This window comes from Lysobacter soli (genome assembly GCF_003382285.1).
Classification (GTDB): domain Bacteria; phylum Pseudomonadota; class Gammaproteobacteria; order Xanthomonadales; family Xanthomonadaceae; genus Lysobacter_J; species Lysobacter_J soli.
In genome coordinates this window covers 27,203-48,747 of record NZ_QTJR01000010.1, presented here as the reverse complement: position 1 = coordinate 48,747, position 21,545 = coordinate 27,203, and the positions used below count along the sequence as shown (strand labels likewise).

The following is a 21,545-nucleotide window of genomic DNA, read 5'->3' as shown; positions in this document are numbered from 1 at the left end:
GCAGCCAGTGAACGACGCGGCGATCAACCGCCATCGGTCGGCATCACCGGCATCGCATCCACCGGCACCTGCGGGTTGGTGTCGTCCTGCAGATAGTCCGGCAGGCTGTCGGCGTCGTCGGAGTTCATGCGGTCACCGAAGATCTGGTAATCGCGGCGCTGCATCCAGGCGTCGCGCACCAGGGCGTAGTCGTCCTCGGCGCCTTCGCGGAAGCTGTCGGTCGCCAGCAACTGCGCACGCACGTCCACCAGCTGCAGGCCCTGTAGCGGAATACGCACGCGATCGGCTTCCACCTGGCGAAGCGGGCTCAGGGGCGCGTCGCCGACCATGCCGAAGCTGTCGCGCAGCGTGCGCGGGCCGAACAGCGGGAGCTCGACGAAGCGCGAACGCTTCCAGCCCCAGACGCCGAGCGTCTGGCCGAAGTCCTCGCTCTTGTTCGGCAGCTTGGCGTCGGAGGCCGGATCGAAGATGCCGCCGATGCCGAGTGTCGAGTTGAGCAGGAAGCGGCCCAGCGACTGCCCGGCCTGCTTCGGCTTGCCCTGCAACAGCGCGTTGATGGCCGATACCGGCTGGCCGAGGTTGTTGAAGAAGTTGCTAACGCCCAGGCGGAACGGGCGCGGCACGACCTTCACGTAACCGCGTGCGAGCGGCCGCGCGACGCCGCGGTCGACCGCGTTGTTGAAGCGGTGCATGCCGCGGTTGTAGCGCTCCCACGGATCGTAGACGGCGGGCGTCGCCGCCGGTGCGGGCAGCGTCGGGTCGGCGTATTCCTGGCCGTAGATGGCTTCGAAGTCGCGCTCGGCCTGCGTCGGTTCGCCATGCGGCTCGGTCGCCTGTTCGGTCGGCGTCGGCGGGATCTCCGTCGGCGGCGGGACGTCCGGCGTCACCGGCTCCGTGGGCGGCGTGGTGGCCGGCTCGTTCGGCGGCAGCGGCGGCGGGACAGGCTCGGTTGGCGGTGTCGCCGGCGTGGGCTGCGTCTCGGTCCGCGGCTGGGTGGTCGGGGTGGCCGGCGGCTGCGTTTCCTCCGGCGGGCGACCGGTCTCGCCGTCGATGGTGGCTTGCACGCACTTGCGTGCGGCGGCCTTGTCGTCGCCGGCGGCCTTCATGCAGCGGTCGAATTCGGCCGCCTGTGCACCGGAAAGCGGACGCGTGAGGATCTGCGCCTGGCCGATCAGCGGCGCGGCGGCAAGGACGAATGCGATGAGGGGTGCGTGGGGGCGCATGGTCGCAGTGTAAGGGCTCGGGAATGCACGGCCGGCCCTGCCCGCAGGCACGGCCGGAACTCTGTGTCGCGTCTCAGCCGGCGAAGGCCAGCGCCGCGTCCAGGCGGTACGCCCGGCGCAGGTCGGCCAGGCCGGGCGGCGAACCGACCACTTCGGTGATCCCAAGGCGCGCGCTGAGCTCGGCCAGCAGCGCGAGGCCCGCGCTGTCGACCGATTCCACGGCGCTCAGGTCCAGCCTGCGCGCCTTCGCCGCGCGCAGCTGCGACCACAACGAGGCGACGGCGGCGCGCTCGAGCACGCCGCCGAAGGCGAGGGTGTCACCGTCCTGGCGGACCGTCGCGGCGGCCATGTCAGTTCGTGGCGGCCTGCGCCTGCAGCTTGCCGGCCTTGATGTCGGCGGCGACCTGCGGGATCGACTTCTGCTTCAGCGGCGCGTCGAACTGGTTGCGGAAGGTCTGCACGAAGCTGACCCCTTCCACCATCACGTCGAACACCTTCCACTGCGTGCCGACCTTGCGCATCAGGTAGTCGACCGGCACCGGCTCGTTGCCCTGGCGCAGGTACTCGCTCGACACCTTGACGATGGCGCCGCCGCGCAGCGGCGTTTCGGACTTCACGCGGACCTTCAGTTTGGTGTTGAGGTCCAGCAGTGAGGAGCCGTAGCGCTGCATGAGGCTGTCGGCCAGCGCGTCGGCGAAGACCTTCACGTCGGCGTCGGAAGCGCCGCGACCGTGCACGCCCAGCACCAGGCGGGCGGAATAGTCGCGGTCGAACATGTTGTTGAACTCGCTGCCGATGAAGTCGCGCAGCGCGCCGCGGTTCTTCTGGAACTCGGCGCGACGCGATTCGAGCGTGGCGAGGATGCGGGTGGAGTTGGCCAGCACCAGCTGGCTGGGCGTGCCCGCCGCGTCGGCGGTCGCGGCGGCCGGCGCCGGCGCGGCCTGCGCCAGCACGACGGCCGGGGCGGCCACGGCCAGGGTGGCGGCGATGAACAGGGAAAGCGATCGGTGGGAGATGCGCGTCATGGCTTCTGGGTCTCGTCCGTGGGGGCGGATTCGCCTTGCAGGTAATCGGGAAGTGCGGCGTCTTGGCCGCTGGGTTGTCCGGCATTGTCGGCGGGCTTTGCGCCACCGCCGCTGAACATGTACTTGCCCACCAGCTGGATCAGATCGACCGCCGACTGGGTCAGGTAGATCTCGTCCCCGGGCTTCAGGTTTTCCGGGTCGCCGCCCGGCGCGAGGTTCACGTAGCTCTCGCCGAGCAGGCCGCTGGTGAGGATGCTCGCGGCGGTATCGGCCGGCAGCTTGTCGTAGCGCTTGTCGATCGCCAGGGTGACAACGGTGTCGAACTTGACGGGATCGACGTCGATCTTGTCGACATGTCCAATAGACACGCCGCCGATCTTGATCGGCGCATTGGGCCGCAGGGCGCCGATGGTCGAGAAGCGGGCGGTCAGGTCGTAGGTGTCGCCACCCAGACCCCAACGGCCGTTGGTCGAGGCGAGCGCCAGGACCAGCAGCGAGGCGAGGGCCAGCAGGAGGAAGGCGCCGACGGCGAATTCGATTCGGGGGGCACGCATAGGCAGAACCGGTAGGAGGGGAGTGCGGGTGGCCTGTTGTTCCTCAGCGGAACAGGAAGGCCGACATCACGAAGTTGAACATCAGCACCAGCAGCGAGGCATTCACGACCGCGCGGGTGGTGGCGACCGAGGTGCCCTCGATGGTCGGCTCGGCGTGGAAGCCCACGTAGGCCGCCACCAGCGCCGCCGTGCCGCCGAACACCGCCGACTTCACGAACGCCATCAGGAAGTCGTCGACGAAATCGACGCTGTCCTTCAACACCTGCCAGAAGGTGCCCGCGTCCAGGCCGATCACGTGCACCGACTCGAAGTAGCTCGCGCTGATCGCCAGGCTGCAGAAGAAGCCAGTCAGCAGCGGCACGCACAGCACCGCCGCCCAGAAGCGCGGCGCGACGGCCTTGCCGACCGGGTCGATGGCCATCAGGCCAAGCGCGGTGATCTGGTCGGTCGCGCGCATCAGGCCGAGTTCGGCGGCGATCGAGCTGCCGGCGCGGCCGATGAAGAGCAGGGCCGTCAGCACCGGGCCCAGTTCGCGGTACAGACCGAGGCCGAGCATCGCGCTGACCTGCGCCGTGGCGCCGTAGGTTTCGAGCGCCCGATAGCCCAGCAACGTCACCGAAAGACCGACAAACGCGCCGCCAACGGCGATGATCGGCAGCGAACGTGCCCCGATCTTGTAAATCTCACGAACCAGCTCGCGCCAGAAGTCGGCCGTCGGCTTCGACGCCCGCAGGACGGACAGCGAGAACAACCCGGCCCGACCGAGCGAGCGGGTGGCGGCAACGAACGGCATCAGGCGGCCTCCGAATTGCGCGGCGCGGCGTCGAACGCGATCGGCCCATCCGGCTCGCCGTTGAGGAACTGGCGCACGAACGGATCCTCGCTGGCTTCCAGCTGGGCCGGCGTACCGGAGAAGACGATCCCGCCGTTCGCGATGACGATGGCGTGGTCGGCGACGGGCAGGGTTTCGTGCACGTGGTGCGTCACGACGATGCTGGTCAGCCCGAGCGTGTCGTTGAGGCGCTTGACCAGCTCCATCACCACGCCCGAGGCAATCGGGTCCAAGCCGGTGAGCGGCTCGTCGTAGATCATCAGCGGCGGATCCAGCGCCAGCGCGCGAGCCAGCGCGACGCGTCGCGCCATGCCGCCCGACAGCTCACGCGGATAGGAATCGGCCACCGCGCGCAGGCCCACCGCGTGCAGCTTCATCAGCACCAGCTGGCGGATCACCGCGTCGGGCAGGTTGGTGTGGGCGCGAAGGGGCAGGGCGACGTTCTCGGCGGCAGTGAGGTCGGTCAGCAGGCCGTTGCCCTGCAGCAGCACGCCGATGCCCTTGCGCAATTCGAGCAGCGCGCGACGGCCCTGCGGCACGGCCTGGCCAAAGACCTCCACCGAACCGGCGGCCGGGGCCAGTTCGCCGGTGAGCGCGGCCAGCAGCGTCGACTTGCCGCTGCCGGACGGACCGAGCACCGCGACGATGCTGCCGCGCGGAACATCCAGGTGGATGTCGCGCAGCACGGCGCGGCCGCCGCGATCGAGGCGGAGGTGGTTCAAACGGACGATGGGCGTTTCGTTCGTCATGCGCGTGCGTGTTCGGCCGGCTGCCGGTGAAAGCGGGCAGGATGGCCGGTGGGGGCTGAACGGAACCGGGAAGCCGGCATTGTCGCAGGTTCGCCGCGCTTTGCCCGCCGTGCCATCCGGCACGGTGCGTTCGCACGGCAGGGCGATGATCGCCACGCGTTTTTGGGGCGGCCTTAATGAGCACGAGGCGCGCGTCTCGTCGCACGCGACGCCGCTCCGGCAAGATACCGGCGATGCCCGGCCGCTCCGACTTCCGCCTCTATCATTCCAACGCACTGGACGTGCTGGGCGAACTGCTCGCCACGCAGCTGCGCGAACCCGTGCCGGGCCGGCCGCTGCTGACGCCGGACATGCTGCTGATCCCGCAGGTCGCGATGCGCCGCTGGCTGCAGTCCACGCTCGCGCAGCGCCACGGCATCGCCGCGAACCTGCGCTTCCTCACGCCCGGCGAGTTTGTCCGCGAGACGCTCGACGCCAACGTGCCCGGCGCCAGCGAGGACCTCGACGCCACCGCGCTGCAGTGGCGGATCTATGCACAGCTGGTGGACCCGGCCGCGCTCGCCGGACGGGCCTTCGCACCGCTGCGCGCGTATCTGTCCGGCGACGACGCACTCAAGCCGTGGGCGCTGGCCGGCGAACTCGCGTCGATCTTCGAGAAGTACCAGGCGTGGCGCCGCGACTGGCTGCTCGCGTGGGAAGCCGGCAGCGATCCGCACGATGCGCAGGCCGAACTGTGGCGCCGCGTCGCCGGCGGCGGCCGCCATCGCGCGCGTCGCATCGACGATTACCTCGCGCGCTTCGCCGCGTCCGACGCCCCGCTGCCCGCCGGCATGCCTGCGCGGCTGTTCGCCTTCGCCACGCTCAACATCTCGCCCGACGTGCTGCGCGTGATCGCCACGCAGGCGAGGGTGGGGACGCTGCATTTCCACGTCCCCACGCCGTCGCGCCGCTACTGGGGCGACCTGCCGACCTACGCCGAGCGCCTGCAACGCGACCCCGCCGAACACGAGGACGAAAACCCGCTGCTGTCGAACTGGGGCGCCGCCGGCCGCGACTTCATGGCGGTGCTGGGCGGCTACGAGGTCGTCCACCCGTCGGTGGAGGAGGAGCGTTACGCCGATCCCGAAGCGCTGCCGGACGACACGCCCGATCGCGACACGTTGCTGGGCCGCCTGCAGCGCGACCTGTTGCACCGGCGGGCGCCGCGGCCGTGGCGCAAGCAGGTCGATCGCGATGATCCGAGCCTGCAGGTCCACGCCTGCCACACGCGCCTGCGCGAAGTGCAGGTGCTGCACGACCGCCTGCGCGCGCTGCTCGATGACCCACGCTTCGATCCGCCGCTGCAGGCACGCGAGATCGCCGTGCTCGCGCCGGATATCGATCCCTACCGTCCACACATCGAAGCCGTCTTCGGCGGCCTGGCCGGCACGCGCGACTACATTCCCTACGCGCTGGCCGACCTCAGTCCGCTCGCCGGCGAGCCGCTGGCCGACGTCTTCCTGCGCCTGCTCGCGTTGCCGGACGCGCGCTTCGGCGTCAGCGAAGTGCTGGACCTGATCGCCACGCCGGCGCTGATGGAAGCGGCGCACCTGGATGCGCCCGGGCTCGAACGCCTGCGCCGCTGGCTGCATGAAGCCGGCGCGCGCTGGGGACTGGATCCCGACCATCGCGCACGCCACGACGCGCCCGCCGACGATGCGTACACGTGGCGATTCGCGCTGGACCGCCTGCTGCTCGGGCACGCGACGGACGACGACGCGGACCTCGCCGGCGTCGCGCCGTGGACCGAACTGGAAGGCAGCGCACTCGACGCGCTCGATGCGCTTATCCGCGTGCTGCGCGTCCTCGCGCGCAACGAGCGTGTGCTCGGTCGCTCGATGACGCCGTCGCAGTGGCGCGACGCGCTGTTCGCGCTGCTCGACGCGTTGCTGCCCGAACAACCGCGCGCGGTCGCCGACCAGCGCGCGATCGAACGCCTGCGCCGCCACGTCGACGCGTTCGCGGGCAGCGCGCGCGATGCCGGTTTCGACGAGGCCGTGCCGCCCGACGTCGCCCGCGCGTACTTCCGCACCGCATTGTCGGAATCGGATACGCGTGCGCCGCTGCTCACCGGCGGCGTCAGCTTCGCGCGCATGGTGCCGATGCGCCTGATCCCGTTCCGTGCGATCTGCCTGCTCGGCATGAACGACGGCGACTATCCGCGTCGCGACCCCGCCGGCGGCCTCAACAAGATGGCGCAGGAACTGACCACGCCCGCGCGTCGCTTCGGCGACCGTTCGCTGCGCGAGGACGACCGTTTCCTCTTCCTGCAGCTGTTCGCGTCGGCCGGCGAGGTGTTCTACGTCAGCTGGCTCGGTGCCGACCCGCGCGATGGCAGCGCGCGCGAACCCTCGGTGCTGGTGTCGGAGCTGCTGGACGCCGCGGCGCATTACCACGTCGACGAACACGCGCGCGATGCGCTCGTGCTGCACCATCCGCTGCAGCCGTTCTCGCCGCGCGCGTTCGGCGAACGCGACGAGCCGCGCCACTACAGCTACCTCGCGCCGTGGCATCCGGCCGCCGATGCCGTGCGCGGTCCGCGTGTCGAAGCCGCGCCGTGGTTCATCGACGCGCTGCCTGCCATCGACGCTCCGGCGGAGCTGCCGCTCACCGCGCTGCGGCGCTTCCTCGCCGATCCCGCGGGGCAGTTCCTGCGCCAGCGCATGGGTCTGCGACTGCCGGATGAAATCGACGCATTCGACGATCTCGACCCACTGACCGCGCCCGCGCGTGGGCTCGATCGCTGGAAGCTGCAGAACGTCGTGTTCGACGCCTGCGTCGCCGGCGACACGGACGATCTGGCGGCGCGACTGCGCGCACGAGCGCTGCTGCCGTCCGGGCCCCTCGGCGAACGGCAGCTCGGCGCGCTGAAGGCCCAGGTGCAGCCGTTCGCCACCGCCCTGCGCGAATGGCGCGAAGGCGAACCAGAAACGCGCGCGTTCGAACTCGAGATCGAGGGCACGCGCCTCTACGGCCATCTCGATCGCCTGTACCCGCACGGCGCGCTGCGCACGCGCCTGGACACGCTGCACGGACCGGCGCAGATCGCGCACGGACTCGACTGGCTCGTGCTGTCGGCGCTCGGCGATACGCGTCCGCTGGCGCAGCTCGCCCAGTTCGACGACGGCCCGGGTGTGCGCGAACGTCCGGCGCTCTCCATCGTGCAGGCGCGCGCCGCGTTGCGCGAACTGCTTGCGCTGTATCGCGAAGGCCTGCGCGAACCGCTGCCGATCCAGGCGCGTTCGGCGTGGCGCTGGTACGCCGCGCCGCGCGCGGACGACGTTGCCGAACTGGCCGCATGGAAACTCGCGCGCGAACAATGGGCCGGCAGCGAACGCACCTGGGGCGATGCGAACAACGCCGCGGTGCAGCTCGCCTTGCGCGGTCGCGATCCGTTCGCGGGCGAGTTCGACGACCCCGATGGCGTGCGTTTTCGCGAACTCGCGACGCGCCTGTTCGACGCGCTGGTCCACGGCCGCGATGTCGACGCACGCACCGGAGCGGCCGCATGAGCGCCGTGCACGACGCCTTCCTCGACCTGCCGCTCGACGGCGTGCGCCTGATCGAAGCGAGTGCGGGCACCGGCAAGACGTTCACGCTGGCGACGCTGGTCACGCGACTGGTGATCGAGCGCGGCCTGCGCGTCGGCCAGATTCTCGCCGTCACCTACACCGAAGCGGCGACGCAGGAACTGCGTGAACGCCTCCGACTGCGTCTGGAACTGGCAGCGCGACTCGCGAACGAAGTCGCGCTGATGCCGACCACGCTCGACGACGACAGCGAAGCGGCGGTCACGCGCGCGCTGATCGAACGCCAGGCGCGTCGCGAGGATCCGCTCGCGCTCGCGCGACGACTGCGCCAGGCGGCGCGCGAAATGGACCTCGCGGCGGTCTTCACCATCCACGGCTTCTGCGCGCGCGCGCTTGCCGAACACGCCGTGGAAGCGGGCCAGCCGCTGCTCGCGCCGGAACTCACCGGCAGCGAGCGTGAGTTGATCGACGCGGTCGCCACCGACCTGTGGCGTTCGCTCGGCAGCAACGCGACCGATGCCGAACTGCTGCAGCAACAATGGCGCACGCCTGATGGCCTCGCCGGCGATCTCTACAAGCTGCTCTACGTGCCGCGCCTGCAGCCTGCGCCGCCGGCTTCGGCGCCGGATCCGTTGCCGCAGCTGGTCGCTGCCGCCGATGAACTCCGTGAAGCGTTCGCGGCCCACGGCGACGAAGCCTGCGCGTCGCTGCACGCGGCCATCGAGAACAAGGTGCTCAACGGCACCAGCTACAAGCCGGCGCTGATCGTCGAACTGCGCAACGCGCTCTCACAGTGGTGCGGGCACGGTGACGCGTCCGCGCCGGTGCACGAGAAGCTGGATCGGCTCACGCCACGCATGCTGGCCGACAAGACCAACAAGCCGAAGAAGGGCGCGCCACTGCAGGCGCCATCGTCGCCGCTGTTCGACGCGGTCGCGCATTACCTCGATGCGGCGAGCTCGCGCGAGCGCTGGCTCGGCTCGCGCCGCATCGCGCTCGTGCATCGCGTGCGCGAAGCGGCGGCGCAGCGGCTTGCGGCGATCAAGCGCCTGCGCCGCGAGCAGACGTTCGACGACCTGATCGCCAATCTCGCCGATGCGCTCGATGGTCCGCACGGCGAGCGCCTCGTCGAACGCCTGCGTGCGCAGTACGCCTTCGCGTTGGTGGACGAATTCCAGGACACCGACCCGCGCCAGTGGGCGATCTTCGAGCGCATCTTCGGCAGCGGCGACGCGCCGGCGCTGTTCGTCATCGGCGATCCGAAGCAGGCGATCTACCGTTTCCGCGGCGGCGACGTGCACACCTACCTGGCCGCAGCCGAGCGCGCGCAACGCGCGCCCGCGCTCGACCGGAACTTCCGCTCGCGCCCGTCGGTGCTGCACGCCATCGCGGCGCTCTACGAACGCGCGGGCGAGGGCGCGTTCGTGGACGAACGCATTCGCTTCCGCAACGTGGAGCCCGGCGGCGCCGTGGCCGACGACGACTTCCGCCGCGACGGCGTAGCGGCGCCCGCCCTCGACATCTGCATCCTGCCGCCGCCCGATGATGGCCGCCGCGCGCCGAAGTGGTACGTCGGCGAAGCGCGGCAGGTCTGCGCGCTGGCATGCGTGACCGCGATCCACGCGCTGCTGTCGGATGCACGCGAGGGTCGCGCCGTGCTGCGCGAGCGTGGCGTCGAACGCGCGCCGCAGTCGGGCGACATCGCGGTGCTCGTGCGTAATCACTTCGAGGCGACGTTGATGCGCGAGGCGCTGTCGCGCGCCGGCATCGCGGCCGTTGCGGCGGGGCGTCGCAGCCTGTTCTCCACCGAGGAAGCGCGCGATGTCCTCGCGCTGCTCGAAGCGTTGCTACGCCCGGACGACGACGCACGCCTGCGTGGCGCGCTCGCGACGATGCTGGTGGGCCTTGATGCCGACACGCTCGCGCGCTTCGACGACGACGCCCAGCTGCATCGCCACTGGCAATTGCGCGCGCTGGCATGGCGCGATCGCTGGCAGCGTCACGGGCCGCTCGCGATGCTCGGCGATGTCGCCGCCGAACACGCGCCGCGGCTGCTCGCGCAATCCGATGGCGAACGCCGCCTCACGAACACGCTGCAGCTGGCCGAAGTGCTGCAGGAAGCCGATATCCAGGCGATCGGCGAACACGGCCTCGTCGACTGGCTGCGCACGCGCATCGCGGAGGCCGACGACAGCGACGAAACGCAGCAGTTGCGCCTGGAATCCGACGCGCGCTGCGTGCAGATCCTGACGCTGCACAAGAGCAAGGGCCTGGAATATCCGTTTGTGTTCCTGCCGTTTGCCGCCATCGGCCGCGATGCGCGCAACGGCAACCTGTGCGAATTCCACGACGGCAGCAGTCGCGTTCTGCAACTGCGCAGCGACGCGACGCCGGAGGACGCGTCCGCATGGGACGATGCCCGCACGCGACAGGAAAGCGAGGAGCGCGGCGAGGACGCGCGCTTGCTGTACGTTGGCCTCACCCGCGCGAAGCACGCGTTGTGGCTGGCGACGGGCCCGTTCGCGAATGCCGAGCTGAGTCCGCTGGAGCCGATGCTGCGTGACGTCGAGGCGCTCGCCGTGACGCTTGGCGATGCCGTCGCCGTGCATCGCCCGGCGCTGCCGCTGCGCCTGCCCGATGCGCTTTCGCCCGAACGCCGCGACCCTGTGCCGGCCGCGCGGGAGGCGCGCCGCGCCGTATCGCGCGACTGGTGGGTGTACAGCTTCACGCAGCTGGCGAACGAGTCGCCGGGCACGATCGAGGCCGCACCACGCGCGGTGGCGGAGGAGGGTGGCGCGCACGACGAGCCGGCCATCGTCGTCTTCGACGGCGATCCGCGCTTCGGCGGCAGCCGGTTCGGCAACGTGCTGCATTCGGTGCTGGAGCGCGTCGATTTCGGCGCGTGGGCGTACTGGCCCGACGACGGAATGCCGGGCGCCGAACGCCGCCATCTGGTCGACGCGCTGCACGGCGAAGGCTATCCGGATGAAGACATCGACGATGGTGTCGGCGCGCTCGCGCCGCTCGTGGGCCACACGTTGACGGTGCCGTTGCCCGAAGGCACGCGCCTGTGCGATGTGCCGCCCGACGCGCGGTTGTCGGAAATGGAATTCCATTTCGCGCTCGAATCCACCCCGGTCGCGCGCCTGCTCGCATTGCTGCATGAACACGACGTGCTGCGCGAACGCCACGCGTTCGGCAACCGTCAGCGGCTGGAAGGCCTGATGACCGGCAAGATCGACCTCGTGTACGCGCACGACGATCGCTACTTCGTGCTCGACTACAAATCGAACCGGCTGCCGGCGTACGACCGCGCGTCGTTGTCAGCGGCGATGGACGACAGCGAGTACACGCTGCAGGCGCTGCTGTACTCGCTGGCGCTGCACCGCTGGCTGCGTTTCCGCCTCGGCGAGGCGTACGACTACGACGCGCACTTCGGCGGCATCCGCTATCTGTTCTGCCGCGGCCTCGACGCGGCGCGCGAGGATTCGCCGGGCGTGCATGCATGGCGGCCTTCGCGTGCGCTGATCGACGGGCTCGACGCGTTGTTCCGGCACGCGACGCACCGCGAGGAGGCGATGGCATGAGCCTGCTCGATGCACTGCTGCGCCAGGGCGCGCTGCGACCGGTCGATCATGCGCTGGCGCAGAGCCTGCGACGTCTTGGCCGCGAGGTCGACGACGCCGACGATCGCGTGCTCGTTGCTGCGGCGCTCGCGTCGTCTGCGATTGCACACGGGCACGCGGGGCTGCATCTGTCGCGACCGCAGCTGGTCTGCGACGCGCAAGTCGAATGGCCCGACGCGGCGCAGTGGCGCGACGCGCTGGAGGTCTCGCGCTGGGTCGCATCGCCCGCGCGCGACGATGCGAGCCCGCAGGCGCCGCTGGTGCTCGAAGGCGACCTGCTGTACCTGCGTCGCTATCGCGAATACGAACGTCGTCTTGCATTGCATCTGCGACGCATCGCGGCATCGTCGCCGGATGCTGGCGATCTGTCCGGCTTGGCGCCGTTGTTCGCCGTGTTGTTCCCGAATGCTGGCGATTCGGACCGGCAAGCGCGTGCCGCCGCGCTCGCACTGCTGCGCTCGTTGCTGCTGGTGACCGGCGGTCCCGGTACCGGCAAGACGACGACGATCACGCGCGTGTTGCTGCTGCTCGTCGCGCAGGCGGCGCTCGGTGGCCGCCCGGCGCCGCGCATCGCGCTCGCCGCGCCGACCGGTCGCGCCGCCGAGCGCATGGCCGAAAGCCTGCGCGCGGCGATCGCCTCGTTGCGCGACGTGCCGGGCATTGACGCGGCATGGTGCGACGCGTTGCCGTCATCGGCGAGCACGCTGCATCGCCTGCTCGGCACGATCCCCGACAGCCCGCGATTCCGCCACGATGCCGATCACCCGCTGCCTTACGACGCGGTCGTGGTCGACGAGGCATCGATGGTCGATCTTCCGTTGATGTGCAAGCTGGTCGAAGCCGTGCCCGACGGCGCGCGGCTGATCCTGCTCGGCGATCGCGACCAGCTGCCGTCGGTGGAAGCCGGCGACGTGCTCGCCGCGATCACCGACGCGGCGGGCGAGGGCGACGCGTTGCCCCCCGATCTCGCGCGCGCGCTGAAGCCGCTGCTCGGCGCATTGCCCGAGCGCGAGGACGGCAGCGTGCTCGCCGGCCATCGCGTGCAGCTGCAGCGCGGTTACCGGCAGGCGCAGTCGCTGGAGCTTGCGCCGCTGGCCGACGCGCTGCGCAGGGGCGACGCCGATCGCGCGACGACGCTGCTGCGCGACGGCCTCGCGGGGGTGCATTTCCATGAGGACGTGTCGGATCCGCTGTCCGGTGCATCACGCGAAACACTGCTCGCGTCGTGGCGCGCGTCGATGTCGCTGCAGGATCCGGCCGACGCCTTGCGACAGGCGCAGACGGTGCGCCTGCTCACCGCGCTGCGCGAAGGCGCGCAGGGCGCAGGGGCGCTGAACCAGCGCATCGAGGACGCGCTTGCCGGCGTGCAGCGCGATCCGTATTTCCACGGTCGATTGTTGCTGGTCACCGAGAACAGCTATCGACACGGCCTGTTCAACGGTGACATCGGCGTGGTGCAGCGCGATGCTGCGGGCGTTCCGGTGGCGTGGTTCGCCGGCTCCGATGGCGTGCGCGGCTTCCATCCGGCCTCGCTGCCAGCGCATACCGGTGCATTCGCGATGACTGTGCACAAGGCGCAGGGATCGGAGTTCGATACCGTCTGGTTGCTGCTGCCGAAGCAGGACGCCCGCACGCTGTCGCGCGAGCTGCTTTATACGGGCGTCACGCGCGCGCGCCGCGAACTGCATGTCTGCGCGAGCGAAGCGGTGCTGCATGCCGCGCTGGCGCGTCATGCGCAGCGCGTGTCGGGGCTGGCAAGTCGCTTGCGGGATTGAGGGCTACAGGCGCGCTGTCGATCAATCCGCGCTGGCCAGCGTCGCGCCCGCGCTCAGCGCATCGGGGCCGACGCCGTCGCCGTGCATGACCAGATAGCCGCGCGTGGTTTTCGTCTGCGGGTTGAGCGGCGCGCGCATCGCGTTCCACATGGTTTCGGTTTCGATCCACGTCGGCGGATACTTGTGCGCGGCGACGTCGAGCACCAGCACGCGGTCGCTTTGCTCGTCGTACGCGGCGATCGGCGAAATGTGGCCCATCGGCGCCTGGCCGACTTCGCTGCGCTGGTAGTTCACCAGCAGGAAGTCGCCCTCGTTGGCGAGGTTCGCACGCACGGCGTCGCGGAACTCGTCGATGCTTGACGCCGACGCGTAGACCGCGGTCACCCGCGCGCCGTGCGCGCGCAGCAGGGCGGCGAAGTCGTCGAGCGACATCCCGATCACGCTCACCTTCAACGGATGCATGCGCACCGCGGCGTGTTCGAACAGGCGCGACTGATCAAGCGGTGTCGGCGTGGTGCGCGCCGCGTTGAGCGTGGTCAGCGCGCTGGCGACGCCGCAGAACGCGCGGCGCGTCTGCGGGACGAAGTGCGTCATCAGCGCATCGAAATCGGCGGTCGCTTCGGCACGCGCGAGCAGCTTCTGGCCTGCGGCCGAATCCAGCGCGATGAGGTGCGCGGGCATCGGCTGGAGTTCCACCGAAGGCGTGCGCAGGTATTTGTTCCAGGCGGCGCCACCGCCGATCGCCAGGGCGAGTGCGGCAGTAGCAGCCAGTGCAGCAAGGATGCGATTCATGGCGACCCGTTCGTTGGCTTGCGCGCGTTCCCCGCGTGCGATTGCGCCAACTCCCTGGCCTGTAGAGCAGAGCGCTGCGGCTATGAAATCGCGGTGAAATCACTGAACGGATCGCATCGCATGTGTCGCAAAAAAGTGAAGCGGCGCGCTTGCGCACGCCGCTTCGTTCCTTCCCATCGTTCCCGATAAACAGGCGAAGTCAGATCGCCGGTTCCTCGCCTTCGTGCGCGGCCGCTGCCACGGGTTCTTCCACCTTCGCCTTGCGCTTGGCCTTGGCTTCCGGCTGCTTGGCGACCTTCGCCAGCTCGGCGCTGATCGCATCGGCAGCGGCCTGTTCGGCGGCCTTGTAGCGCGCGCGCACGTTCGGGCAGAGCACCTGCATGTAGTCGGCGTCGAAGTTCAGGCGTTCGACGAGGAAGTCGACGAACGCGCGCACCTTCGGCGACTGCACGCGGCCGCGCGGGAACACCGCGTTGAACTCGTAATCCAGCCCCGTCCAGCCGGCGAGCACGCGCTGCACGTAACCCTGTTCGGCGTACGCCTTCACGGTGACGTCGGCGGCGAGCATCAGCCCTTCGCCGCACAGCAGCGCGCCGCACAGCGGGCCGGGATCGTTTGCGACGAGTACCGGATCGACGCGGAAGTCGACCGTGCGCGTGCCGTCGTTGAGCGACCACGAGTACTGCCCGTTGCGGCGATGCTTCGGCATCGCGACCGTGCGGTGATGCACCAGGTCGTCCGGATGCAGCGGTTCGCCGTGGCGCGCGATGTAACCCGGGCTCGCGTAGACCTGCGTGCGGAACGTGGCGAGCTTGCGCGCGATGAGGTTGGAATCGGGCAGGCTGCCCACGCGCAATGCGACGTCGATTTCCTGGTCGATGATGTCCAGCGGTTCGTTGGTCAGCACCATTTCCACGCGCACTTCGGGATGGCGCGCGTGGAACTCGCCCAGCAGCGGCGCGATCCACGTGATGCCCACCGAGTACGGCGCGGTGAAGCGCAGCCAGCCGCGCGGGCCGCCCTGCAACTGGCCGACGGCGCTTTCGGCTTCGTCCAGTTCGCGCGAGATGCGCTGGCAATGTTCGAAGTAGATGTTGCCGGCCTCGGTAAGGCCGAGCTTGCGCGTCGTGCGATGCAGCAGCTGCGCGCCGAGGCGGGTTTCGAGTTCCTGCACCTTGCGGCTGACCGTGGTCTTGGGCAGCTGCAGTGCGCGGGCGGCGGAGATGAAACTTCCGTGCTCGACCACCTTGACGAAGATCAGGGTGTCGTTGAGATCGCGGGCCATGTGGGGGGTTCCTTGGGACGCGGCGGGGAAGGGCGGACAGGCCGGGCAGGGCGCCCGACTGCATTTGGACCGATGACGGGACAATTATTCCCTCCAAATCGGACTAATCAAGTGCCGATTGCAGGCCTAACCTTTGCGGCAACTTCCCCCGGTCCCGCCGCCATGTTGACCCCCCGCCAAGCCCGTTACGCCTTCCTGCCGGTGATGCTGGTCGCCATGACGGCGCTGGTCGGCGTCGCGCTGGTCGTGCTCCAGCAAGGTCTGGCGGCGGGTCCGGACGAGTTCTGGATGCTCGCCTGGGTGCTGGCCTTCGTGCTGGCCCTGCCGGGCGCGATGCTGCTCCTCCCGGTGGTCGGTGCGGTCCTGCGTGCGGCCACCCGGCCCGAGACCATCCCGCTGGCGGGAGTAAACATCCCGAATCCGGGACAGTGAGGCCGCCGGTGAACGCCACCGCTCCCAAGGCATCGGCCCAGAACGCCGGCCAGAACCGCCGCATCGCCCGCGCCGCCGTCGTCGTGCTGGGCGCGACCGGCGGCGTCGGCCGGGGCGTGGTGAAGGCCGCGCTGGCCAGCGGCCGGCCGGTGATCGCGGTCGCCCGCGACAAGTCCGGCCTGCAGTGCCTGCGCGGCTCGTTCCCCGATGCCGACCTGACCATCGTCCCCGGTTCGGTCAGCAATGACGGCGACGGCGAACGCCTCGCACGCACCCTGAGCAAGCTCGGCCGGCCGATCGACGGCGTGGTCGCCGCGGTCTGCGGCAGCGCCGCGCGCGGTCGCCTGCTCGATCACCCCGCCGCGTTCCTGCGCCAGACGCTCGACGAGGACCTGCTTCCGCACCTGGCCGCCGCCCGCCACCTGCTGCCGTTGCTCGCGCAGGGCGGACGTACCGGTACGTATGTATTGATCGGCGGTCCCGGTGCCGATCGCCCGTGGGCCGGTTATGGCCACCGATCGATCGCGACCGCCGCGCTGCGCATGCTCGCGCGCGTGCTGCACGAGGAAGCGCGCACGATCGGCGTCCGCGTGCAGCTGCTCGCGATCGACAGCCCCGTGTGCACGGAGCTCAACCGCGCGAACGCGTGCGAGCAGTGGCCGAGCGCGCTGTCCGTCGGCCAGCGCGCGTTGGCGCTAATCAACGCGCTGACCGAAGCCGGCGATGGCCTGCAGCCGGCCGAAGCCGTCGTCCCGTATTCCAAAGTGGACTTCTGGCCGTCTTCGGCCGGCGACACCGCCGATGACGCCTTCGGTGTCACGACGGATGTCGATTCGCCGTCCCCTGCTTCGACGAATCAACAGGAACCCGGGAACGGCGACGCGATCGCGTCGTCGCCCGCGTGCGGCGCCGCGAAGTCGCAGGCCATGCACGACGCGCCCGCTGTCGGACTACTGCCATCACGGTGTCTACAGGACGCGCGCACGCTGCTCCGGAACCTGATCGCCCCGAATCACAACGCAACGCATAACAACAACAACCAGGAAGACTCGCCATGACCCCACGCAAAGCACTCGCCCGGTCCGGAACCGGGATACCCACCGTCGCGCTGGTCACCAGCCTGCTCGTCGCCGCGATCGCGACGGCGTGCAGCAGCCAGGCCGAACCGGGCGCGGGCATGCCGCCGCCGCCGGAAGTCAGCGTCGCGCAGGTACTCAACAAGGACGTCAGCCGCTGGGATGAATTCACCGGCCGCGTCACCGCCATCGAAACCGTCGAACTGCGCCCGCGCGTGTCCGGCTACGTGCAGCAGGTCGCCTACCAGGAAGGCCAGGAAGTGAAGAAGGGCGACCTGCTCTTCGTCGTCGATCCGCGCCCGTACAAGGCGCGCCTGGCGCAGGCCGAAGCCGACCTGGAACGCGCCCGCGCCGAAGCCCGCCTCGCGCAGATGCAGGACAAGCGCGCGCAGACGCTGGTGGAAGCCAAGGCGATCTCGCGCGAGGAGTTCGAGACGCGCCGCGCCGCCAGCACGCAGGGCGATGCCGCCGTGCGCGCCGCCGAAGCCGCGGTCGAGAACGCCCGCCTGGACCTGCAGTTCACCTCCGTGCGCTCGCCAATCAACGGCCGCGCCGGTCGCGCGATGGTCACCGAGGGCAACCTCGCCAACGCCGACACCACGCTGCTGACCACCGTCGTCTCGCAGGATCCGGTGTTCGTGTACTTCGAATCCGACGAGCAGAGCTTCCTGCGTTACCAGGAACTGGCCCGCAAGGGCGAGCGCGCCGAGACGAAGAACCCGGTGCGCGTGGGCCTGGCGAGCGAGCAGGGTTATCCGCATGAAGGCACGGTGGATTTCGTGGACAACCAGGTCGATCCGAGCACCGGCACCATCCGCGCGCGCGCCGTGCTGAAGAACCCGGACCGCATCTTCACCCCGGGCCTGTACGCACGCGTGCAGTTGCAGGGCAGCGGCCAGTTCAAGGCGATGCTCATCGACGACAAGGCCGTGCTCACCGACCAGGACCGCAAGTACGTCTACGTGCTGGGCGAGAAGAACGCCGCCACGCGCAAGGACGTGAAGCTCGGCCCGGTGATCGACGGGCTGCGCGTGGTGACTTCGGGCCTGGCACCGTCGGACAAGGTGATCGTGCACGGCGTGCAGAAGGTGTTCTTCCCGGGAATGCCGGTGCAGCCGAAGGTCATCGCGATGGGCGCCCCGGCGCCGCAGCCGCAGGTGGCGATGAAGTAAGGCATGACCGACCCCTCCCCCTGCTTGCAGGGGGAGGTTGGGAGGGGGTCGAGGCGCGCCAGCGCCGAGCTCGCCGCGATGCGGCTTCGCGACCCCTCCCCAACCCTCCCCTGCACGCAGGGGAGGGGGACAAAAACAACGAAACAGGCGATGCGCGAAAACCGCATCGCCCAGGACCGTTGCGGCTCCATGCCGCACAAGGAACCTTTCCATGGACTTTTCAAAGTTCTTCATCGACAGGCCGATCTTCGCCGCCGTGCTGTCGATCGTGATCTTCGCCGCCGGCCTGATCTCGATCCCGCTGCTGCCGATCGGCGAATACCCCGAGGTCGTGCCGCCTTCGGTGGTGGTGCGCACCGTGTACCCGGGCGCCAACCCGAAGGTCATCGCCGAAACCGTCGCCACGCCGCTGGAGGAATCCATCCGCGGCGTCGAAGGCCTGATGTACGTCAAGTCGGTCGCCAGTTCCGACGGCGTGCTGCAGATCACCGTGACCTTCCGTCCCGAAGTGAACGCCGACGAGGCCACCGTGCGCGTGCAGAACCGCGTCAGCCAGGCGCTGGCGCGACTGCCCGAAGACGTGCGGCGACAGGGCGTGACCACGCAGAAGCAGTCGCCGGTCTTCCTGATGGTCGTGCATCTGACGTCGCCGAACGGCAAGTACGACACGCTGTATCTGCGCAACTACCTGCGCCTGCACATCAAGGACCAGCTCGCGAGCATTCCCGGCGTGGGCGAAGCGCAGCCGTTCGGCGGCGGCGACTACGCGATGCGCCTGTGGCTGGATCCGGACAAGGTCGCCTCGCGCGGCATGACCGCCAGCGACGTCCTGCGTGCCGTGCGCGAGCAGAACATCCAGGTCTCCGCCGGCCAGCTGGGCGCCGAACCGATGCCCAACGGCTCGCAGTTCCTGACGCCGATCAACGCGCGCGGTCGCCTCGAGACGCCGGAAGAGTTCGGCAACATCGTGCTCAAGGGCGGCGACGGCGGCGAAGTGGTTCGCCTGTCCGACGTCGCGCGCATCGAGCTCGCCGCCGGCGACTACACCATGCGTGCGCGCCTTGACGGCCAGAACGCCGCGGCGATCGGCATCTTCCAGGCGCCGGGCGCCAACGCGCTGCAGATCCGCGACGAAGTCATTCGCCGCATGGACGAGGCGGCCAAGCGCTTCCCGCCGGGCGTGGAATACAAGTCGATCTACGACACCACGATCTTCGTGCGCGACTCGATCAAGTCGGTCGTCACCACGCTGCTGGAAGCCACGCTGCTCGTGGTGCTGGTGGTGATCCTGTTCCTGCAGACCTGGCGCGCGTCGATCATCCCGCTGATCGCGGTCCCGGTGTCGGTGGTGGGCACGTTCGCCGCGCTCTACCTGCTCGGGTTCTCGATCAACACGCTGACCTTGTTCGGGCTGGTGCTCGCCATCGGCATCGTGGTCGACGACGCCATCGTCGTGGTGGAGAACGTCGAACGCCACATCGAGGACGGCCACACGCCGCTGGAAGCGGCGCACATGGCGATGCGCGAAGTGTCCGGGCCGATCATCGCGATCGCGCTGGTGCTGTGCGCGGTGTTCGTGCCGATGGCGTTCCTGTCGGGCGTCACGGGCCAGTTCTACAAGCAGTTCGCGGTGACCATCGCCATCTCGACGGTGATCTCGGCGATCAACTCGCTGACCCTGTCGCCCGCGCTGGCCGCGCGCCTGCTGAAGCCGCACGGCGCGCCGAAGGATCTGCTCAGCCGTGGCATCGAACGCGGTTTCGGCTGGATCTTCCGTCCGTTCAACCGTTTCTTCGGCACCGCCGCGGAGCGTTACCAGAACGGCGTGGCGAAGGTGCTCGGCCGTCGCGGCGCGGTGTTCGTCGTGTACGCCGGCCTGCTGCTCGCCACCGGCCTGATGTTCCAGCTGGTGCCGCGCGGCTTCGTGCCGGTGCAGGACAAGAGCTACCTCATCGCCGGCATCAAGATGCCGGAAGGTTCCTCGATCGAGCGCACGGACGCGGCGCTGAAGAAGATCGGCGAGATCGCGATGAGCATCGACGGCGTGCAGAACGACGTCGCGTTCCCGGGCCTGAACCCGCTGCAGTTCAGCAATACGCCGAACTACGGCGTGACCTTCATCAACCTCAAGCCCTTCGGCCAGCGCACGCGCAGCGCCGAAGAGATCAACGCCGAGTTGAGCCAGAAGATCTCCGCGATCCAGGAAGGTTTCGCCTTCTCGCTGCAGCCGCCGCCGATCCAGGGCTTGGGCAACGGTTCGGGTTACTCGCTCTACATCGAGGACCGCGGCAACCTGGGCTATGGCGCGCTGCAGAGCGCGGTGCAGGCCTTCCAGGGCGCCGGTTCGCAGACGCCGGGTCTGGGCTTCCCGAACTCGAGCTACCAGGCCAACGTGCCGCAGCTCGACGCCGAGGTCGACCGCGTGAAGGCCAAGGCGCAGGGCGTGCCGCTGACGGAGCTGTTCGACACGCTGCAGACCTACCTGGGTTCGGCGTACGTCAACGACTTCAACATGTTCGGCCGCACCTGGCAGGTCGTGGCACAGGCCGACGGCCCGTTCCGCGACAGCGTCGAGGACATCGCGAACCTGCGCACGCGCAACGATCGCGGCGAGATGGTGCCGATCGGCTCGATGGTGAAGGTCACCGAGACCTTCGGCCCCGATCCGGTGATCCGCTACAACGGCTATCCGGCGGCGGACATCCTCGGCGAGGCCGACGTGAACCAGCTCTCGTCCGCGCAGGCGATGGCGAAGCTGGAGGAGCTCGCGCAGAAGGTGCTGCCCAACGGCATGGACATCGAGTGGACGGACCTGAGCTACCAGCAGGCCACGCAGGGCAAGGCCGCGCTGATCGTCTTCCCGCTCGCCGTGCTGCTCGCCTTCCTCGTGCTGGCCGCGCTGTACGAAAGCTGGACGCTGCCGCTGGCGGTGATCCTGATCGTGCCGATGTGCATGCTCTCGGCGCTGCTGGGCGTGTACCTCACCGGCGACAACAACGTCTTCGTGCAGGTGGGCCTGGTGGTGCTGATGGGCCTGGCGTGCAAGAACGCGATCCTGATCGTCGAGTTCGCCCGCGAGCTGGAAATGCAGGGCAAGGGCATCGTCGAAGCCGCGCTGGAAGCCTGCCGCCTGCGTCTGCGTCCGATCGTGATGACGTCCATCGCGTTCATCGCCGGCACCGTGCCGCTGGTGCTTTCGCACGGCGCCGGCGCCGAAGTCCGCCAGGCCACGGGCATCACCGTGTTCTCCGGAATGATCGGCGTGACGCTGTTCGGCCTGTTCCTGACGCCGGTGTTCTACGTCGCGCTGCGCAAGCTGGCGAACAAGCCGCTGGTGAGCCACGGCACGTCGACGGTCGCCACGCACGCTCCGGTGCAGACGCACGCCTGATCCAGACCCGCGCCGGCACGGCACGCGCCGTGCCGGCGCACGAA

The 21,545-nt window shown here is 69.5% G+C and carries 15 protein-coding genes; 7 read left to right on the top strand and 8 right to left on the bottom strand.

Annotated features, from left to right (window positions below; genetic code table 11):
• Window positions 1-23 precede the first annotated feature (23 nt).
• From DX912_RS13465 to DX912_RS13440, 6 genes are all read right to left on the bottom strand, one after another.
• Window positions 24-1,223 carry an MlaA family lipoprotein gene (locus tag DX912_RS13465; RefSeq protein ID WP_233433591.1) on the bottom strand — a complete coding sequence of 400 codons (1,200 nt, stop codon included), beginning with the start codon at window positions 1,221-1,223 and terminating at the stop codon, window positions 24-26.
• A gap of 73 nt (window positions 1,224-1,296) precedes the next feature.
• Window positions 1,297-1,572: an STAS domain-containing protein gene (locus DX912_RS13460; protein ID WP_115843100.1), complete on the bottom strand. Its 276-nt coding sequence runs from the start codon at window positions 1,570-1,572 to the stop codon at window positions 1,297-1,299.
• A gap of 1 nt (window position 1,573) precedes the next feature.
• Window positions 1,574-2,248 carry an MlaC/ttg2D family ABC transporter substrate-binding protein gene (locus DX912_RS13455; protein ID WP_181902836.1) on the bottom strand — a complete coding sequence of 225 codons (675 nt, stop codon included), beginning with the start codon at window positions 2,246-2,248 and terminating at the stop codon, window positions 1,574-1,576.
• Window positions 2,245-2,808 carry an outer membrane lipid asymmetry maintenance protein MlaD gene (gene mlaD, locus DX912_RS13450; protein ID WP_115843098.1) on the bottom strand — a complete coding sequence of 188 codons (564 nt, stop codon included), beginning with the start codon at window positions 2,806-2,808 and terminating at the stop codon, window positions 2,245-2,247. The genes DX912_RS13455 and mlaD overlap by 4 nt, the downstream gene beginning before the upstream one ends.
• Before the next feature lie 37 nt (window positions 2,809-2,845).
• Complete coding sequence (locus DX912_RS13445; protein WP_115843096.1) at window positions 2,846-3,595, bottom strand: MlaE family lipid ABC transporter permease subunit; 750 nt, start codon at window positions 3,593-3,595, stop codon at window positions 2,846-2,848.
• Entirely contained in the window at window positions 3,595-4,383 is a 789-nt protein-coding gene (locus DX912_RS13440; RefSeq protein WP_115843094.1) for an ABC transporter ATP-binding protein, read from the bottom strand. Before DX912_RS13440 ends, DX912_RS13445 begins: the two co-directional genes overlap by 1 nt.
• Window positions 4,384-4,607: 224 nt before the next feature.
• On the opposite strand from DX912_RS13440, the gene recC reads away from it, so the two are divergent.
• From recC to recD, 3 genes are read left to right on the top strand one after another with little or no spacing between them, the layout of a single operon-like run.
• Window positions 4,608-7,934, top strand: coding sequence for an exodeoxyribonuclease V subunit gamma (recC, locus tag DX912_RS13435; protein WP_115843313.1), 3,327 nt, complete (start codon window positions 4,608-4,610; stop codon window positions 7,932-7,934).
• The gene (recB, locus tag DX912_RS13430) at window positions 7,931-11,539 is read left to right on the top strand and encodes an exodeoxyribonuclease V subunit beta (protein WP_115843092.1); all 3,609 of its coding nucleotides are present in this window, start codon (window positions 7,931-7,933) and stop codon (window positions 11,537-11,539) included. Before recC ends, recB begins: the two co-directional genes overlap by 4 nt.
• Window positions 11,536-13,353 carry an exodeoxyribonuclease V subunit alpha gene (recD, locus tag DX912_RS13425; protein WP_115843090.1) on the top strand — a complete coding sequence of 606 codons (1,818 nt, stop codon included), beginning with the start codon at window positions 11,536-11,538 and terminating at the stop codon, window positions 13,351-13,353. Before recB ends, recD begins: the two co-directional genes overlap by 4 nt.
• 21 nt (window positions 13,354-13,374) lie before the next feature.
• Here the strand turns inward: recD and DX912_RS13420 are convergent, their stop codons facing one another.
• Together DX912_RS13420 and DX912_RS13415 are read right to left on the bottom strand one after the other, a co-directional pair.
• A complete protein-coding gene (locus DX912_RS13420) occupies window positions 13,375-14,145 on the bottom strand; it encodes a phytochelatin synthase family protein (RefSeq protein ID WP_115843088.1) in 771 nt (256 codons plus the stop codon).
• 199 nt (window positions 14,146-14,344) lie between these two features.
• Window positions 14,345-15,430 carry a LysR family transcriptional regulator gene (locus DX912_RS13415; protein ID WP_115843086.1) on the bottom strand — a complete coding sequence of 362 codons (1,086 nt, stop codon included), beginning with the start codon at window positions 15,428-15,430 and terminating at the stop codon, window positions 14,345-14,347.
• Window positions 15,431-15,592: 162 nt separating this feature from the next.
• Between DX912_RS13415 and DX912_RS18430 the strand changes: the two genes are divergently transcribed.
• The 4 genes from DX912_RS18430 (at window position 15,593) to DX912_RS13395 (ending at window position 21,501) form a co-directional block, all read left to right on the top strand.
• Entirely contained in the window at window positions 15,593-15,862 is a 270-nt protein-coding gene (locus DX912_RS18430; RefSeq protein ID WP_181902835.1) for a DUF2798 domain-containing protein, read from the top strand.
• Between the two features lie 8 nt (window positions 15,863-15,870).
• A complete protein-coding gene (locus DX912_RS13410) occupies window positions 15,871-16,920 on the top strand; it encodes an SDR family NAD(P)-dependent oxidoreductase (protein ID WP_181902834.1) in 1,050 nt (349 codons plus the stop codon).
• Window positions 16,917-18,110: an efflux RND transporter periplasmic adaptor subunit gene (locus DX912_RS13405; RefSeq protein WP_115843082.1), complete on the top strand. Its 1,194-nt coding sequence runs from the start codon at window positions 16,917-16,919 to the stop codon at window positions 18,108-18,110. The genes DX912_RS13410 and DX912_RS13405 overlap by 4 nt, the downstream gene beginning before the upstream one ends.
• A gap of 211 nt (window positions 18,111-18,321) precedes the next feature.
• On the top strand, window positions 18,322-21,501 hold the full coding sequence (locus DX912_RS13395; protein ID WP_115843077.1) for an efflux RND transporter permease subunit: 3,180 nt from the start codon (window positions 18,322-18,324) through the stop codon (window positions 21,499-21,501).
• Window positions 21,502-21,545: the final 44 nt, after the last annotated feature.